13 protein-coding genes are annotated in these 18101 nt (G+C 46.5%); 1 reads left to right on the top strand and 12 read right to left on the bottom strand.

What is annotated here, in order from left to right; translation table 11 throughout:
- Positions 1 to 8: 8 nt before the first annotated feature.
- From AC1DP6_RS26130 to AC1DP6_RS26090, 9 genes are all read right to left on the bottom strand, one after another.
- Positions 9 to 821, bottom strand: a complete 813-nt coding sequence (locus AC1DP6_RS26130) for a glutamine amidotransferase (RefSeq protein ID WP_477057481.1) — start codon at positions 819 to 821, stop codon at positions 9 to 11.
- A gap of 2 nt (positions 822 to 823) precedes the next feature.
- A complete protein-coding gene (locus tag AC1DP6_RS26125; protein WP_477057480.1) occupies positions 824 to 2686 on the bottom strand; it encodes a sodium:solute symporter family transporter in 1863 nt (620 codons plus the stop codon).
- A gap of 28 nt (positions 2687 to 2714) precedes the next feature.
- On the bottom strand, positions 2715 to 3899 hold the full coding sequence (locus AC1DP6_RS26120) for a glycoside hydrolase family 172 protein (RefSeq protein WP_477057479.1): 1185 nt from the start codon (positions 3897 to 3899) through the stop codon (positions 2715 to 2717).
- 13 nt (positions 3900 to 3912) lie between these two features.
- A complete protein-coding gene (locus AC1DP6_RS26115; protein WP_477057478.1) occupies positions 3913 to 5718 on the bottom strand; it encodes a RagB/SusD family nutrient uptake outer membrane protein in 1806 nt (601 codons plus the stop codon).
- Positions 5719 to 5737: 19 nt separating this feature from the next.
- Positions 5738 to 9055 (bottom strand): TonB-dependent receptor, encoded by a 3318-nt coding sequence (locus tag AC1DP6_RS26110; protein WP_477057477.1) that lies wholly within the window; start codon positions 9053 to 9055, stop codon positions 5738 to 5740.
- A gap of 204 nt (positions 9056 to 9259) precedes the next feature.
- Entirely contained in the window at positions 9260 to 10450 is a 1191-nt protein-coding gene (locus tag AC1DP6_RS26105; RefSeq protein WP_477057476.1) for a FecR family protein, read from the bottom strand.
- Between the two features lie 80 nt (positions 10451 to 10530).
- Positions 10531 to 10830 (bottom strand): hypothetical protein, encoded by a 300-nt coding sequence (locus AC1DP6_RS26100; RefSeq protein ID WP_477057475.1) that lies wholly within the window; start codon positions 10828 to 10830, stop codon positions 10531 to 10533.
- Positions 10827 to 11267: a MauE/DoxX family redox-associated membrane protein gene (locus tag AC1DP6_RS26095; RefSeq protein WP_477057474.1), complete on the bottom strand. Its 441-nt coding sequence runs from the start codon at positions 11265 to 11267 to the stop codon at positions 10827 to 10829. Before AC1DP6_RS26095 ends, AC1DP6_RS26100 begins: the two co-directional genes overlap by 4 nt.
- 95 nt (positions 11268 to 11362) lie before the next feature.
- A complete protein-coding gene (locus tag AC1DP6_RS26090; protein ID WP_477057473.1) occupies positions 11363 to 11962 on the bottom strand; it encodes an RNA polymerase sigma factor in 600 nt (199 codons plus the stop codon).
- Between the two features lie 551 nt (positions 11963 to 12513).
- Between AC1DP6_RS26090 and AC1DP6_RS26085 the strand changes: the two genes are divergently transcribed.
- Positions 12514 to 14268, top strand: a complete 1755-nt coding sequence (locus tag AC1DP6_RS26085) for a hypothetical protein (protein ID WP_477057472.1) — start codon at positions 12514 to 12516, stop codon at positions 14266 to 14268.
- Positions 14269 to 14415: 147 nt separating this feature from the next.
- On the opposite strand, the gene AC1DP6_RS26080 is transcribed toward AC1DP6_RS26085, so the two are convergent.
- The 3 genes from AC1DP6_RS26080 to AC1DP6_RS26070 all read right to left on the bottom strand — a co-directional run bounded on the left by AC1DP6_RS26080 (position 14416) and on the right by AC1DP6_RS26070 (position 18054).
- Positions 14416 to 15954, bottom strand: coding sequence for a S8 family peptidase (locus AC1DP6_RS26080; protein WP_477057471.1), 1539 nt, complete (start codon positions 15952 to 15954; stop codon positions 14416 to 14418).
- A 137-nt stretch (positions 15955 to 16091) separates the two neighbouring features.
- Positions 16092 to 17060 (bottom strand): 2,3-diaminopropionate biosynthesis protein SbnB, encoded by a 969-nt coding sequence (locus tag AC1DP6_RS26075; RefSeq protein ID WP_441578488.1) that lies wholly within the window; start codon positions 17058 to 17060, stop codon positions 16092 to 16094.
- Positions 17061 to 17085: 25 nt separating this feature from the next.
- Positions 17086 to 18054: a pyridoxal-phosphate dependent enzyme gene (locus AC1DP6_RS26070; protein ID WP_477057470.1), complete on the bottom strand. Its 969-nt coding sequence runs from the start codon at positions 18052 to 18054 to the stop codon at positions 17086 to 17088.
- Positions 18055 to 18101: the final 47 nt, after the last annotated feature.

Below are 18101 nucleotides of genomic sequence, written 5' to 3'. Positions count from 1 at the left end.
TGACCGCATTAATGTTTTTTCTTCACCCAGTTCAATGATTGTTGCCAGAAAGCATCATAGCCTTCCCATAACTCAAAATTGATTCCCCAGTGAGGAGCAGGATCAGACATATACGTTAATATCCTCCCCTTGCCGTAAGTACCGGCTACTACGAGTGGATGACCGGTTTCCTTTACTCGTACCAACACTTCCCCGGCGGCATTGGCACTCACTTCATTGTATCCGAATATCGGCGGAAACAGTTCCCAGGGCAGACCTTTTACAGCGGGATGATCCGGCACCAGGACTTCAGCGGTGAAGCCTCCGGAGGACTCTACCAGGTCTTCTGTTACGAGACAATCCACCGGCAATGCGGATGTGAGCATGCACCTTCCCCAGCCTGATTTACCCTGAACGCCGCTGAACGACAACCAGCCACCCAGCATCATTAAACCACYTCCATCACTGATCCAGTCTTTGATTAAAGTAAGCCTGTCGGGGAAAGTAACCACTTTGTTTTCCCGGCGGGAACGATCAAAAAAACTCGGGTATAAATGAAAACATTTTGCTTCCACATCACTGATAATAAGACTCACCGATTCGGCCAGGAATGCTTCGAGTTTACCGGGCGCAAGCCGGTACAGCTCCCAGTTGGCGAGTGTAGTTACATCTGCCACATGTTCCAGCGCTTCCGTTAGCCGCTCTCCATAAAAGTGCAGGTCTGCATCTTTGGTTTCTGTACCAAAAGGTGTTTCAATAAAAGTAGGTCCCAGGTGAAATACCCAGTCACCTAAATACAGTACATGTTCCTCTTTTGTCCGGACTTCTTTTTTAGTTCCCATAATTATTTTTTTAAAGGATGTTGACGTAATTGTTGAAAGGGCTGTTTTTCTATGAGTGAGTTGTTCTCACTGATTCTCGAAGAAAGAAAGTCCAGGTAGGCGTTCGCCATCTTCCGGAAAATAAAAAACAGGATAGCCGATACCGTTAGCATGGCAATGCCCTGACCATAACGGGCAAACCATAACTGTGTTAATCCTGTAATCAATAGCGAGGTAGCTGCAAATCCTATAACGGCAATGCCTATACCGCGAAGAATAGGTTTTATAGGATACACTTTTGCGGGCTGTCCGTTCAGCGGCTGATATCCTTTCCACCAACCCAACGGGCGGGCACGCTGATAAAATGATGTCAGCAATTCCCGTGGTTCCGGCGGCGTAAGCAATGCCACCGCGATCCATAGCACCGTAGTGATACCCATTACCAGCAGTGTTTGCCACCACCAGGGAAGCACGAGTGCCGCAGCTCCCGGGACGCCCAGGTATAGTAGTAGTTTTGGTCCCAGTACCACGATACAGAAAATGCCGGCGCCTCCAAAAGAAGCAGCCATCCTGGCGGGTCCGTTAAACCGCCACCACCACCACTGCGCCCAGTTAGCCGGCAATTCCGCTGCGCTGAGTTGCAGCATAAAAATGGCCACGTCTGTGATGATGCTGACATTGAATACCACTGCTACCGCCAGCGAAAGGATCAGTGCCATCCCCAGCTTACCTATCAGCAGATAGTGTTTTTCGCTGGCCTTCTTCACAAACCATCTCCGGTAAACATCACTGACCAGCACCTGGCTGCCAAAGTTCAGGTTGTCTCCTACAGTAGACATGGTAGCTGCCATCATCGCTGCTACCAGCAGCCCCATGGCGCCGGTGGGCAGCATCACTTTCATCAGCTTACCATATACCAGTTCCCTGTCGGCACCCGCCTCCCGTAATTCCGGCCATATAACGGCAGCGGATATACTGGGCAACGTCACCAGTAGTAATAACAGGAACATACTGAGCGCGGTGACCACGTACATGGTGAGTGCTTCCGCCGGGGTACGGGTAGATAAAATACGTTGCCCTTCCATGGCGCCGCCCATCGGGGTCGCATCCCCGCCGTAGCCGATACTTTGCCCCAGCATCCAGGCCATGGCAGCCGCCAGCGGAAATACATTATGCTGTGCAGGCGGCATGATCTGCAGCACTTCCGTATGGGTACTGCCGAAAGCATGACTCAAAGCATCGGTCATGGCCGTTGCGCCGCCGAAGTGTGCCAGTGTGAGCGCTGCCAGCGTGAGGGTACCTGCAAAGAAAATAATCATCTGCACCAGGTTGGAAATCACCACACCTTTATAACCGGAAAAGAAAACAAAGAGAAAAGAAACCGGCACAATCAGGTACAGCGTTTCCAGTTTCGTTAGCCCAAAAGCAGGACCCATGATTTTAAATGCCGCCAACAACGTAATTCCGGTCCATGCAGGCATGGCAATCGTCGAAGTACGGAGGGCAATCCATAAACGCATGGCAGCCGCCGCACGGGGCTGAAAACGCAGATCATAAAATTCCAGCGAGGTAAAGAGATTTAGCCGGCGCCAGAATACGGCAAAGAGTACGCCGCCAAAAAACAGGGCCAGCCCGAAACGGCTCAGATACCACCAGGAAATAAATGCACCTGTTACCACACCTAAACCACCATAACCGGTAGCCGCATCCGGGCTTACCAATGCCGCCGTATAAGAGATGCCATTCAGCCAGCCGGGCACCTTACGGCCGCCCAGGAAAAAGTTTTCCAGGTTGCTGCCCGAAAAACGGCGGTGCCAGAACGACATCCCCAGCATCAGTAATAAATAGCCGATCACAATCCAGATATCCGGTTGATTCCAGTTCATATTGAATAGCGTATAGCCCTAAGCGTTGTTAAAGAATGCCTGCCAGCCGTTCCGCCAATGGCGCCAGCGCAGGTAAGTTATTTGCTGGTTTGTCCAGGTAGAAATAAGCCGTTGCCGTATAATTATCTAACCGGTAAAAATTCACCCAGCCATTGGGAAAACGTTCGTCAAATAAATCCGGATAAGCCGGGTCCTCCAGTATTTTTACCACCGTTGCCGGCGTAGTAACCGTAACCGGTTTCTGGCGGGCGCCTGCTTTGGAAATAGCCCGGAGTTCATCCCTCCCGGTGCCGCCTATCTGCTGAATACTCACCCTGCAACCGGTATGGAACCAGATAGGGTCAGGAATATGATACCGGTAGAAAGCCCATTGCTTCTTCTTATCATCTGCTATCGGGCAACCCTGGTAGAGATGCGCAAAAGCACTCTGCCCCCAGCCCGTACCGATATAGTCTTCCGTGCCGGTACCTACCAGCGACGCAAAATCTTTGTCGCCATCGAGGTATACTTTTACTTCCCCTTCTCCAAACCAACTATTGCCATACACTTTATCTGCAATCACACTCATATTGCTGCCCAGGTACCTGCCCCTGCCGATGACAGCAGGCAACAATTCAAAATCATCTCCCAAAGCCGTACGTTTATTACTGCTCCAGTATGCATGAAAATATAACAGGTCGGCAGGCTGCTTTTTCAGGCGGGTGAGGTTGATGTCATAAAACAATAAATGCGAGGTGGCTGATTCATTCACCAGGACAATCCTGGCGTGTTTTCTAAACGGCATAGGAATATAGCAGTTGAACGATCTTCCTTCCGGATCGGAAAACAGGGTACACTGAAAAGGTGTTGTACGCCCCAGCCCTATACCAAAGAAATCGCCCAGGGGTACAGACACGGCGGGTTTGGTAGCCTCATCCCAATACATATCTATGTGAACGGAACGCAGTATTACCGCTTCCTGCGAAGTGGTAAGCCAGATACGATTAATAACACCGGCGCCTTCATAGTCCATTAAAGTAACACTGCTGCCGGCTTTCAGCGTATCGCAGGCATGCCCTTTGGCGCCTTTGTTTTCCATACCGCCTTTACCTTTGTCGCCGTTACGGTTCTCAAAACTGATCCAGCGTGTATCCGTATCCGTGGGAAAGTGATACAGCTCCTGCCCTCTTGCACTCAATGGGAGCAGGATCAATAATAGCCATCGTTTCATCATCTGTTTATTTTTATTACCACCCAGGATTTTGTACCAGGTTAGGGTTCTTGTCTGTTTCTGTTTTCAGCATCGGCCACAGGTAATGCTTCTTCTGAAAAACCCGGCGCTCTACCACCGCTCTTTTAAAAAAGGCAGGATCTGTTTTTGACTGCCCCTCGAAAATGCTCATGCCATAGATGTTGGTATTATCAATGGTCTCCGACATTTTCCAGCGATGATTATCGAAATACCGGTGCGATTCAAATGCCAGCTCTATTTGTCTTTCGTGATGCACCCTTTCCCGCATTTCATCTTTACTTAATCCCGCAGGTAATCCGGGTAGTCCGGCGCGTGCTCTTATGAGGTTAATATATTTATATACATCTGCTACCGGTCCCTGTGCTTCATTCAGGGCTTCTGCGTAATTCAGGTATTGCTCTCCCAGGCGGAAATAGATCCAGGTACGTAGGGTAGTTTTCTCCACGGGCCTCCATACAAAATTGGGATCTGATAATTTCTTCAACAGGTAACCGGTAGCGGCATAATTACCACCACCTGCTGCCTGTTTGCCATCGGCCCCTTTGAACCAAAACTCCAATCCACCTGTCCTGGTTTTCCAAACCGCGCCGGAATAGTGAATACTGGCATAAAACCGGGGTTCCCGGTTTACATACATATTACTGGTGCCGGCCACATACAGGTTATCAGGTCCTGCCATATCGGAAAATCCTGTTTCCTTATACCCCGAAAGCGGATTGATAATCGGAGAATGATCCGCCGTGTAGCCGGTAATAGGACGTAATCCGTTGGCCATTTCATATTGGTCTACAATATCCTGTGTGGGGGCATTCAGTGTAAATCCGGAAAGGCTCAGCGGCTCACTATATACATCCAGTCCATCGTAGTTGCCTTCGTTATTGGCAAAAAACACTTCTTTGTTATTGTTGATATAGAATAGTTCCTGGTAGTTTTTTACAGGGTTATTACCAGCAGCAGTATACAATGCATATCCGGCCGATTCCGTCTGGTCAATACAATTCTTTGCAGCATCTGCTGCTACCTGCCACCTGGAAACCTGGTAGTCGGGAAATAACCGGTTGCCTTCATTATCTTTAAAATTGATATAATCCGGGTTGCCGTTGAACAACGGGCTGGCCAGGTAGAGCAGTACTCTTGCTTTCAGCGCCAGGGCAGCAGATTTTGGCACACGCCCATATTCCGTTCCTTCTGTAATGCGTGCAGGCAATAACGCTGCTGCCTGATCACATTGTGATACAATGTAGGCCACACACTTTTCCAGCGGCTGCCGGCGCAATGCTTTGAAATCGGCATCCAGCGTAAGCGTGCTATCTGCAATAGGCACAGGACCATATACTCTTACCAGCAGGAAATGAAAAAAAGCACGCAGAAATATCGCTTCGCCCTTTTGCCGGTCTCTCATAGCGGATGTATAGAGTTGATCCAGCGGTACCTTATCAATATGTTCAATAAATATATTAGCCTTACGTAAACCACCATAGTTCCTCGCCCATGGATTAATCACTGTAGAGTTGGCGTCCCAGGCGCCGGAGGTCATGCTGTTACAAAATGAATTCGGATAATATTGTTTCAGCTCATCGGCAGCACCATGATATGGATTTTGTGCATTGTCCGGCCATATTGCTTCCTGGGGCAACTGGGCGTATACATTTGTCAGAAAATTACTGGCATAATCTCTATTGGCAAATACCTGCTCAATGGTGAGGTCATCATCCGGCGCCTTATCCAGAAAATCTTTTTTACAGGATACCCCAGCCATTAACAGGAACAGGAATATCAACGAATTGATCATTGCTTTCATGCGATTCATTTTACTGCTTTTAAAAATTTACCTGTGCACCAATATTGATACTGCTCTGCAATGGGTAAGTACCTTCTCCATTATCATTTTCAGGGTTCACCACTTTAATATGATCCCAGATCGCGAGGTTGGTACCATTCACAAATGCACGAACGCCCGCAATACCCATCCGCTTCATCAATGCCTGGTTGAACGAGTATCCTATTTCTGCAGATTTCAACCGCAGGTAGTTCCCGTTTTTCATATACAGCGTGTTGGTGATATAGTTATTGGTGCTCTTCACATCAATAACAGAAGGATACTTTGCATCGGTATTGTCGGCTCCCGGTGTCCAGCGGTTATCATAATATTCCCGCATCACATTGTAGGTATCTACTCCGTCCAGGAATGCAAAAGTGGAGCGGCCCTGCAGGAATAAATTTGTTCTGGCAGCACCGGTAAAAAATATGCTCATGTCAACGCCTTTCCAGGCTATGGTGCCTCCAAATCCAAACATCAGTTCAGGATTCCGGGGAAAGCCAAAATAGGTTTGATCATTGGCGTTGATAACACCATCGCCATTCAGATCTTTGTATTTAATATCGCCGGGATGGATAATCGCCTGCAATGTTGTTTGTGAAGGACTTTTATCTATATCTGCCTGGTCTTTAAAAAGGCCGATGGCTTCATAACCGTAAGGCCGGTCAATACTCTGCCCCCGGCTGTTCTGATACGACAATGGTCTTACCGGCGAATCATCTTCTATGATAAGGTTATGCGCAAAGGTGAAATTGCCCTGGAAGGAATAGTAGAACCCTGACTTTGTCCGGTTCTTTATTTCCAGACTGCCATCAATTCCTTTGTTGTTGACAATGCCAAGGTTGGCATATGGAATTATATCACCGGGATAACCGGCCGATATCGGAATTTGTCCACGCCGGATCAGGATGCCACTTCTAYGTTCTTTAAAGGCATCTACTGTCAGGGTAATCTTTCCGTTCAGCATTTCCAGGTCTATTCCCACATTCGCTTTGGTAGCTACTTCCCAGCTTACATTCGGATTGCCTATCAGGTTTTCCTGGAAGGAACCCGTCTGATAAGTCTGGTTATCGCCAAACAAATAACTGCCAGGAGCATTCTTATTAATGGTGCTCTGGAACAGGAACCGGTCTCCCCCGATCTGATCATTTCCTACTTTTCCATAGGAACCTCTTATCTTCAGAGAGCTGATGACTGCTTTATTCCAGAATTGTTCGTTGGATACTACCCAGCCTAATGCACCGGAGGGAAAGAAGCCGTATCTTTTCCCTTTAGGGAAATTTTCTGATCCGTTATACCCTCCGTTAAATTCCACTAAATACCTGCTGTCGTAATCATAGGTTACACGGCTGGCCAGCCCTTGTCTTCTGAAAGGAATATTACCGATAGAATTACCTGCAGAGAGATTTACATATTCCCTTCTGTTTCCGAGGATCAATCCCCCAATGCGGTGCTTTCCAAATGCGCGGTCGTAATTGGCCGACAGTTCCAGGTAGGAAGCACGATTGGCATCATACCCGGTACTATAACTCAATGCCTGTTCTCCGCCAATCGGAACATACTTGTCTTCTCCGTTTGCGTCTTTACCCAGGTACTGGAAAGTAGCGGGTACTTTAAAACGGGTATTACGCATGAAGTTGTAAAAGTCAAATGCATACAATCCTCTTACGGATAACCCTTGTGTCACCAGGGAAGAAAGATCCCAGGTGGCGCCGAGGGAACTCTGGATGTTGTTCCGGAATTGTTTTTCATAGCCCGTTTGTGTACTCACTACATATGGACTTCTATTCAGGAAGCCATTTTTTGCGGGCACGGATCCGTTGGGATTTTTTATAGGGAAGGCGTTATTAGGCGTCCAGCGAAGGTATTCGAAGATGGCGCCAGCAGAGGCCCCGGGATAGTTGGAATTTTGAATGATCCCTCCTAAACTCAGATCCATTTTCAGGTTTTTGCTGATGTTTACATCCACATTAGACCTGAAATTGTAGCGTTTCATGCTGCTATTGGTTTTATAGGGAACCGTAGGGTCTTCCTTATAAATACCATCTACCAGGGTAAATCCAACATTGGTAAAATAGCGGAAAGTTTGATTCCCCCCTACCAGGCTCAGGTTGTTGATCGTTTGAAGTGTATTCTTTTTTAAAGTAGTACTGATCCAGTCTACATTAGGATAAAGGTATGGGTCGGACTGATCTTTAAATTTCTGCAATTCTGTCTGTGAAAAAAAAGCGGGCTTTCCTACGTTGGCCATCGCTTCATTACAAAGGATTCCATACTCGTAGCTGTCGATATACTTGGGTAAACGCAATGCAGTTAACCTGGCAGTTTCTGTGCGGAAAGATACTTTAGGTCGTCCTTCCACACCTCTTTTGGTATTGATGAGGATTACGCCATTAGCGCCGCGTATACCATACACCGCGGTAGCGGATGCGTCTTTGAGCACAGAGAAACTTTCTATTTCCTGTACATTCAGGTTATTCATATCGCGTTCAATCCCATCTACCAGAATTAACGGCGCCCTGTTTCCGTTAATGGTACTGAAACCTCGGATAAATACGCTGGCTGCGTCGTAGCCGGGTTCCCCGGAAGACTGCCGCGTAATGATACCCGGTAACCGGCCACCGATAGCATTTGATAAAGAGGCCGTAGCCGATTGCTGCACCTCACTGATTTTTACGGTCGCAACAGCGCCGGTAACAGACACTTTCTTTTGTTTACCAAATCCTACGATCACTACATCGTTCAGTTTCTGGTTTTCCAGATCAGGTAATAATTTAACTGTGATACTTTTTGCGTTGCCGGGGTGGATTACCTGTGTGAGGTAGCCGATGAAGGTAACAGACAGGGAATCATTTTCGCTGCCTACTTCAATCAGGAATTTCCCGAATACATCTGTGACCACGCCTTTTGAGGTACCTAATACTTTGATAGTAGCACCGGGGAGCACCTCATCTTTCTCATTGGTGACTTTTCCCGACAGTACCCAGCTGCGGGCGGACGTGGATTCGCCAACATTCTCCGCAGCCTGTTTTCTTTTGACGATAATAGTGCGATCCAATACTTCATAGGTAAAGGGCTGTCCGCTGAAACATTCTGCCAGCACTTTTTCCACCGGAGTGTTGGTCACCTCCAGGTTTACACGCTTTGCATCATCGAGATAACGTGCATCATAAAAAAAAGTGTAGCCGCTTTGTTTGCTGATTTGCTGCAGCACCTTTTTGAGCGGCACATTTCGCTCCGACAATGTCACCTGCTGAGAGTATCCAGTGGCGCTGGTTTGCAGGCAAATACCCGTGAGTAATAAAGCAGTAAGTTTCATAACCAGAAGAGCTTTGGAATGGTTGATAAAGCAGTTCCCCGCTATCAATTTGTACAGGCGCAGAGGATCCTTGCCATGAATGTTAAAATTCATACATTTGCGATGTTAAGGTTGAAGGATTTTAATGATACGAAGTCCCGTTTAGCCTGACATTCACCGGCAGCGTACCAGCGCTACCGGTTTTTTTGGGCTTTTCTGTTTCTCTTATTTAGTCAAGTAGATATTCCTGTCATTTATTCTATAATGAATATTACTGGTGAGTTCCATCATTTTTAATACTTTGGAGAGATTGGCTGATCTAGGTATTTCTCCGTTAAAGCGATAGCCGGTAAGGCCTGTATAATCTATACTGACATCATACCAGCGTTCCAGCTGTCTGACTACTGTTTGTAATTCTGTATCGTTGAAAATAAATTTCCCATTTCTCCAGGCGAGCGCCTCTTCTGTATCCGCGTCTTCAATAAGTTGTATGCTGGCAGCGGTTTCGCGATTAACTTTCGTTTGCTGTCCGGGTTTCAGTATCCGTGTATTTGCACCGGCAGAGACACGAATGCTGCCCCGCAGCAAGGTGGTGGTAATATTGGCGTCATTGCGATACGACTGTATGTTAAAGCCTGTCCCCAATACTTCTATACGGTGATGACCGGTAGTCACATAAAATGGTACGTTTCCATTTTTAACTACCTCAAAATAGGCTTCACCGGTGATTTCCACCTTGCGGGCGTCATGCGCAAACGTGGCGGGGAAACGAATCGAAGAAGCAGCATTAAGCCATACCTGCGAACCGTCCGGCAGTACCACCTGGTATTCGCCGCCGTTAGGCGTAGTAATGCTATTATACGCATTGACACCGGCAGTAGCATGGGAAGCATCATACAGCAATTGTCCGTTGCCCGCTYTCCTGATCAGGGTTTTACCCTGACTGGCCACCACCCCTTCGGGCGCGTCATCCAATACAATCACAGACCCGTTAGATAACGTCAGCAAAGCTTTGCGGCTACCAGGTGTTACATCTGATTTATGCATTACCCTGGCAATGTTGGGTGGCTGCTCTTTTTTTAATATAAACCAGGTAAGCGCGCCCCCAATGACCAATAATAATATAGCGGCGGCGCGGCTCCATGTATGCGACCAGAAGCTCCCTGACTTTTTCGTTTGTCCGATAGCGTTATATACCCGATCAAAAGAATCCTGCCAGTTCATCAGCTCTATCTCCTCTGCAATTCCCTCCTCTGCCGCTTCACCGGATAATTCCCGGAACAACTGCCGGTTCCGTTCACTGTCCGCCAGCCAGGCATCCATGGTTTCCTGTTCTGCGGTAGTTAATACACCTTCCCTTTGCCGGTGAATCAGTTCCGCGATATATAATAACCGATGTACATCTTTTTCTTCCATAGAAAAACAATAGCAAATACAGTGCACTACCTTTTGATATGCCGTTTCATCGGCAGCACACCGTATTGCTGGTTAAATGGTTATTGCCCAAAACGGTTTCCCTGGTTGAAAGTGCGGATTTCCGTACCAAATAGTTCGTAGGTACATACATAATCACTGGCGGTGCATTCACCTTCATTAGGCGCCGGGATGTAAGTGTAATGCGACAGGTCCTGGTCGGCTGCATGTACGAAAGAACCGGTGTAGATTTCTTTGGGACCAACAGTCTTCAGCAACGAAGGTCCTACCCTGTGCGATCGTGACGCCTGTGCTGTAAAGATTGCACCTACGGTGCCCGACACCAGTGCAGTAGCTATCATAAACAATTTTAAATGTTTCATGCGTTTACTATTTTCAGGTGATGAAATGACTTTCTCTGCAGCAGGATCGCTGCTATATTGATGAGCATAAAAACGATATTAAATACCAGGTGCTGCGTCCAGTTCAACGAGCGCAACACGCCGCCGCAGGAACAGGGTACCCTGTGAAAAAACTGCAGCTTCACCAGTATAATATACCCGGTAAATAAGGTCAGTATAACCAGGCTGCCATACAACCCCGGCATCCTGGAAGAAGGAAAGATGAGCAACACCGTCAATAGCAATTCACTTCCCGGTATCATCCATAACAGTATGGGTTTAAATACTGCAGGGAAAGCCTGGTTGTACAGCTGTTTCCGGTATTCGTAGCTGTCCAGTACCTTACTGAGACTTGCATAAACAAATAACAAAATGAGTAAGCATATCAGCACTTCCAGAACAATCGACGTTTTTTTCATGTGGAATCGGTGGTTGATGTAATAGATACACCGCCGAAATCATTTTGGGTTAGTGGGGGAATTTTTTTTAAAATCAGGGGGGAAATGGGAATTGATCAATCTTTCTGCATGGCGGCCAGTAATAGTAAAGCAAAAGGCAGTATATCGCGGCCCTGTAATTTTTCTTTTACCAGCTCCAGGGCCCTGGCTTTCTGGCCTTTCACGGTATTAACCGATACATTGAGTTGTTTGGCTATTTCACGATTGGGGAGACCGTCTAAATAACTTAATTCAAAAACACGTTTCATTTTGCCAGGCAGGCTGTTCACTGTCCTGATAATTTCGGCTTTCACTTCTGCCCGGATTATTTCGTTGGCAACAAAATCTTCTTCTCTATCGATGCTGGCTTCGTATACTTTGTGGCGGTATTGCTGGTTCTTTTCCTTTCTCAATTCATTTAAGCAACTATTTTTAGCGGTAATATAGAGGAATGCCTTCAACGACTGAAAAGTGGTGACCTTTTCATGATACCGCCATAGCTTAATAAACGTTTCTTCCGCCACATCTTCCGCTACCGCATGATTCGTAATGAATCTCCTGGCAAAAACGGTGATAATGGGAAAGTAACGCTCCATCACATAACGGAAAGCCATTTCATCGCCCTGTTGGAGGCGGATGGCATATATATCTTCGTTAATAGTACCAGTTATCTTCATTGAATTACAGCACTTTGGGCCTGCTTAATATTCACGTGGCAACTTACAGGTTGATCGATCAAATTAAGCGATTCTCAAAGGGGATACTCCAAAACAATTAGCAAATTCTGATACAATATTGGCTTTGGGAAATGTCATGTACCCGAACCTTATTATCAGTGTTTCCCCTCGTTTTCATATTCTCCCTGGCAGACACCGGTAAAAAAATCCTGGCAAATCCATCTCCCGAAAAAAATAAAAATACACATTAGGGGTATCCCTATTGCACAAACGTCTATTATAAAATAACAAGACACCACCAATTTAAAACACTGTTATAACCAGGAAGTTATAGGAAGCAATAGTATCACTGCTATCATAGCAGTAAACATTTTTTGGTCACATCTATTAAAAAAACTATAGAACGCTGCATACAGCAGGAATAGCGCTGAGCTGAAGGTAGATATGAGTATTATCCAATGCCGTTGCCCGACAGTCAGTATCGCCTATTTTTGAGTATAAGCCCCATTTGTTCCGTTATGCAAAACTATCCGAAGCAAGCAAAAAAAAATTTGCCCTCATCAACTATTACCACCACCGGTTTTGGGAAGCGTATATTATGCAATGTCAGACCTGTTATTGCGGCACTTGGCATGACGGCCTTAACCGYTTGCCTATGTCTGCTGTCTAATACCGCATCGGGGTATGTGTATGGAGAACACAAGCTCATTGGAGACAAAGCCTTTTTCAGGATAATGCAATCCATAAAAAACGAACCCGGCAGCGCAAAGCTGTTGCAATACCTGGAAAACCTGACCAGCCTGCAGGGCAACTATTACAATCTGACCGGCCTTTCTTCATCGGGCGCCTCTGCGGTAACCTATGGCACCATCAACGGTCTTGCCGGTGACCACCAGAGCGACCCCGTTTTACTGGAATCGCAGCTGAGGGATTCCGGCTCCATCATCCAGAAGATCATCGCCCTGCATCAAAAATACCTGGACAAAGGCATGAAAGCTGCCCCCGACGGAGAGCTGGTATCGTTAGACCTTAACTATGCCCTGGCAGCCACCGGCAACCTGTCGCATTTTTATGCCTACGGTAAAACGTTTCCTGACCATCTGAAAAACTTTGACGCCGATAAGATACGGGAAGCCACCACCTGGTCTAACCTCGCCGCCTTAACGAAAAGCCTCGGACATACCAATGCCATCCGGATGTATGTAAGCCTTCACCTGGTAGCCCTTACACTTGCTGAGATGAGCGGCAGGAAAGCCCGTCAGGATGATGCCGATGCACATGCCCTGCTGCAGAGCGCCATCTTCATCAATGCCTTTGCTGATCACTTCCTGGAAGATGCCTTCTCTGCCGGTCACCTTATTGTGAACCGTACCATTGCGGAATCATTTACGAACAACAAAGCATTGCATGATTTTTATTGTGAAAATGGAACTAGTGTGGTAAACAGGAAAGGAGAAATATGGTATACTTATGGCGATGGAAAGTTTGATGAAAATACAACTGCAGGTGAAAGAGCCATCGCTGCAGTAACCCTTTCCATACAAGATCTTTTTACGGCATTTAATGAAGCCTCCGGCAGCACCCGCTACGTGGGTTTCCTTGATCGTATACCACAGAATAAACCGGATCAGGCCATGTATCTCATCCGCAACATCCCTGCCCTTTCTTATGTGCCCATACCCTATAACTCCAAGCTGGACGGACTCATGGCAAAAGGTGTTACTATTACGGTACCCATCAGAAAGGCTAACCAGTTGCTTTACTACCGCAATTTCATCCGGAGCAGGGTCGGCAATTCTATTGTGATCGGTACGCAAAATGAAGTCACCAACACTGAATCCTTCCGTGGTTTTGAAATAAGAGTCAATGCCTTCAACTTCAGCAAACGATATAAGTACAACTCCAAGGGTGGCAAAAAAGGAATGCTTGATTACTGGCACGGCTATACGGCTTCGTATGATTATATGAAGTACAACAACGACCCCGAAAAAGAAAAAAGTTACCAGGTCGCTGCCGGCATCAGAAGCAACTTCGATTACTGGCTGAGTGAAAAAAGATTCCTTGGCATGTACACCTACCTGGAAACAGGCGTCCGCTTCCAGCACCGTCAACCAGACCTGGTATTTATACCTTCCGTAGGTATCCATCTCGGCTCCCTTTTCAACATCAACTACTACAGCATGCCCGGCTGGCTGCGTATACCCGCTATGTATCTCCTGCCGCTGAAAGTACGCGCCGGCTCTATCCTCTCCCTAAAAGATAAACCTGTAAACTTCGCGGAAATAGAGTTGGATTTGTTTTTATAAATGTAAAACGCAGAGACTTAATTGCCGGTCACACCGGAACGGCTGCCCTCACAGCCGTATAAAAGATGACGGCGAAGACGATATTGCTGTAACGCATATCATCTTCGCCGTCATCTTTTTCATTCATTTCAATTATTCAAAATATTTTTATTGTCCTACAGCAACATCAGCATCGGGAATACCCCAGCCAAATGTGGTGCTTTTGTTGTTGGCTAAACTGGAAGCTCTTTTCATCCTGGCGATGATACTATCTTTTGGATAAGTAGGGTATTTGCTCCATACCAGGGCAGCAATGGCAGAACAACTGGCGGTAGCTACAGAAGAACCACCTACTGTAGAAGGCGCATCACCTGTCATAGCAAGAGAAAGTGCAGTAGTAGCGGTGGAAGTCTTTTCCATTACGATGGTGAAAGCTACTTCACGGCCTACGTGACAATCCACACAACGTTCTGTGAGGTTGTCTTTAATACCGGTTACAGCAACTACCTGTGGCCTGTCTGCAGGATAAATCACACCGATCCAGTTAGGAATGCTGCTGTTGGAAGTACCTGCGGCACAGAACATCAGTTTACCTTTGTTATAAGCGTAGATAATAGCATCATTGATTGGATTGAAAGCAATGATACTGCCCATACTCATGCTGATGATCTTTACGTCTGCACGATCGCCGCCAAGTACATATGCATCGGCCACGCCCTGTACAGACTCGGAAGAGAGGATCACCACGTTTTCGGCAGCATGTACTACAATCAGGTTACTGTTGTAGGCAATGCCGGTAGAAGCTCCATCGGTGCCTCTAGGACCAGCCAGTGCACCGGACATGGCGGTACCATGACCACAAAGGTCTGCCGGTGTGCCACCAGGGAAAGTGACCAGTTTTTCAATGGACCTTCCGGTGGAAGCACCCTGATTGAAGTTAGCACCCAGGTTATCCTGGTCAGCGCTAACGCCGGTATCGATGATCATTACCTTTACACCCTGACCAGTAGACCTGGCCCATGCCTGAGGTATCTTATGATATGTGTAGTTCCACGATTGTTTTGCGCCAGGAGTGATATTGGTATAATCTACACCAGCCACGAGACCCGGAGTGGGTATGTTGGTACCGCAACCAAAAGTGAGCACACTTGATTCTGTGCCAAGACCTGATTTGGTCGCACCTTGATTCATAAATTTGCCGTAACCAATAGGTTCTGTATAACGTACCAGGTTGGAAGCCCTCAGTGCCTTGATGGTAGCAATGTTACTCACCTTAACAGTAAAGTAAGGCAAGCGGTTTTCCTTGAATACCAGCAAATCCTTATCTGTCTTGCCGGTTTTCCTTTCATTTCTCAGTACCAGGTCCATCAACTGGTTCCTGGCAGATTTCCAGCTTTCGTCAGCTACATTCACCGTATGCATCTTATCGGCGAGGTTGGTAAAGCCTGCAGGCTGGTACCCAACAGCCAGTACGCTGTCTCCCTGTACCAGTGCACTCCATAAGAGACTGTCGTTGGCGGCTTTCCATTCAAAATGTTGCGTTTTCGCCAACTGATCGTAAATAAAGGCATTGATCTTGGTTTTTGGAACAACACTTTCAGGATTTTGAACAACAGGGCCGGAGGCGTTCAGCCTGTTTTCTCCCTTCTGGCAGGATACAATAGTGGCTAACAGGATAAACGCAATAAATAAATTCAAATTTTTCATGTGTAAAGTTTAGAGGTTATTGGAAATTGAAATGAATATGGTAACAAAGTGTGGGGTAGAATCCCGTCAGACAGCTTTAAGGTGGAGTACAGGGAGAAAGGAAAAACCGGCACCAGTTTCCTGTGCCGGTCAGCTAATTAATCAGGCATTACTGCCCCTATATTTTTACGGATGGCCTGTTGATAGTAATATCCGCCTACAGCAATATCAAAGATGGCCATACCCATAGGATTGAACATAATTACGGCATCATCCTTACCGCTGAGCGCATCCTTACAAACGATATCAGCAATAGAAAGCGTGTCTTGTTTTTCAAGCCCCATTACCTTATGCATATTTTCAATGTCTGTATTCTGACGGCATACTTCTTCCCAGTCATCTACAATTACCACATCCATATGAGATACCATCTCTACCTTATAGTCGCGCAGCGACACATTCAGTTGCAGAGAACCCTTTAACGGCGCCTTATCCACATACGGACTGGTAGATACTGTGCAGGTGATGAAAATATCCGCATCAGTGTAACAGGCTTCCCACGAGTCACCTATTGTTACTTTTTCCCGCAGCGAAGCATCCACTGCGCTGAGGTCCACTCCTTTCACATCATAGAGCAGCACTTTTTCCAGGCGGTTACCCAAAAGAGCACTGACCATGCTGAGGTGCATTCTGCCGATAGGTCCAAAACCGATAATGCCTACCGTAAAGCGCTCATCCGCTTTCTTCAGTGCCAGATATTTTTCCACCAGCACACCGGATACTGCAGCTGTACGAACAGCACTGATCATAGATGTGTTGATTACGCAAATAGGCACACCTGAATCATGCTCATTGAGAATGGTGACAGAATTTGCGCGCAGCTTGTTCTTATGGATATTATCAGGGAAGCTGGCAATCCATTTTATTCCGGCAAGTGGGGAGCCTCCGCCTACATAGGCAGGCATGGCAATGATCCTGTTTTTGGGATCTCCATACCTTAAGTAAGGTTTAATGGGTTGAGAATAATCATTTTCATGGAGTGCATCTGTTGCCGCTCTGATGACGCCGGTCAATTCTTTCCAGTCAATTCCGATGTCCTGGATATTCTCTGCATTGAGATATAACATACGTTACTATTTAAGGGTGGTAATTTTAATTTGCTACAGGTACAGATTGAAGCTTGGCTGCCAGTTGTTCGCCCCATTCCTTGTTGTAGATGTTGTCCAGGTAGGTGAAGCCCTTGTCCGGAAAGATCATCAGCGAAACCGGAGTATCCTTGTGCGGATTGTCTTTGAAATAATTTTTAGCAGCAAGATAAACTGCACCGGAAGAAGCGCCTGCAAAAATCACTTGCTCATTGAGCAGATCAAAGCAGCCTTTGATGATATCTGTTTGTGATACAATAACTACATCATCTATCACGGCATTTTTTATAATCGGCGGTACCTGGCTGGCGCCAATACCGGAAATATATCGTTTTACAGGTGGTGCATTAAAGATTACAGAACCTTCCACATCTACTCCAATAATCTTTACATCCGGACGTTTTTCCTTAATACTTTTGGAGATGCCGGTGATAGCTCCACTGGAGCTCACAGCCACAAAAATATAATCGAGCCGTTCAAAAGAATGCAGGATCTCTTCTGTTAAACCATAATAGCCCTTATAATTATTAGGGTCACCATACTGGTCTGCGATAAATGAATTTTCAATGGTAGCATGCATGTTATTAACCGTATCAATACGGGTCAGCAGATACCCTCCGGTTTTATCACGGTCGGTCACCTTTACCACCCTGTAAGACAACAGGTTTAGCAGTTGCTCGTAGGCACCGTTGATATTGGGGTCTATCACGGGGATAAACTTCAGGCCGAGTCTTTTACAGATAGAAGCCACTGCTATGGCCAGGTTACCGGAACTGGACGCAATGATAGTCGTGTTCTCATTGATACGGCCGGATTTCACGCCGTTATAAATGATACTGAAACCGGCACGGTCTTTTGAGCTGCCGGAAAAATTGTTGTACTCCAGTTTGGCAAATAAATGGGTATCATGGTTTTTCAACTGCATCAGCGGGGTGTTGCCAATAAAAGCGGATAACTTTTCAAGCTCTTTTAACATAATGAATGTTTTTAAAAATGAAGATTGTAAGTGTGTTTGAGTGGTCC

It is taken from the genome of Chitinophaga sp. 01L420, from assembly GCF_056399985.1.
The sequence above is the reverse complement of the archived record's forward strand: the minus strand, read 5'-3'. Positions and strand labels throughout refer to the sequence as shown.